1 protein-coding gene is annotated in these 336 nt (G+C 66.4%); it reads right to left on the minus strand.

The annotated features are described in order from the left end of the window. Positions 1 to 136 precede the first annotated feature (136 nt). A partial coding sequence (locus ACOADB_RS17310) for a metal-sulfur cluster assembly factor (protein ID WP_378601129.1) occupies positions 137 to 336 on the minus strand: 200 nt, incomplete at its 5' end.

Below are 336 nucleotides of genomic sequence, written 5' to 3' on the forward strand. Positions count from 1 at the left end.
GGTCCTCACGACCACGACCGCTGCCGGCGAGACAGGCGAAGCGGCCGACGTGATCACGTTCAATGGTGACCAGGTCGTGAGCTTCACCAGCTACGGCGACACCGCGCTCCAGGAACGAATCTGGGGCACCAAGTAATCAGACGTTGAAGCCCAGCGCCCGGAGCTGCTCGCGGCCGTCGGGGGTGATCTTGTCGGGGCCCCACGGCGGCATCCAGACCCAGTTGATCGCCACGTCATTGACCAGGCCCTCGAGGGCCGAGTTGGTCTGGTCGGTGATCACGTCGGTCAGCGGGCAGGCCGCGGAGGTCAGCGTCATGTCGAGCACGAGGTTCGCGG

Source organism: Nocardioides sp. CPCC 206348 (assembly GCF_048654705.1).
GTDB lineage: Bacteria > Actinomycetota > Actinomycetes > Propionibacteriales > Nocardioidaceae > Nocardioides.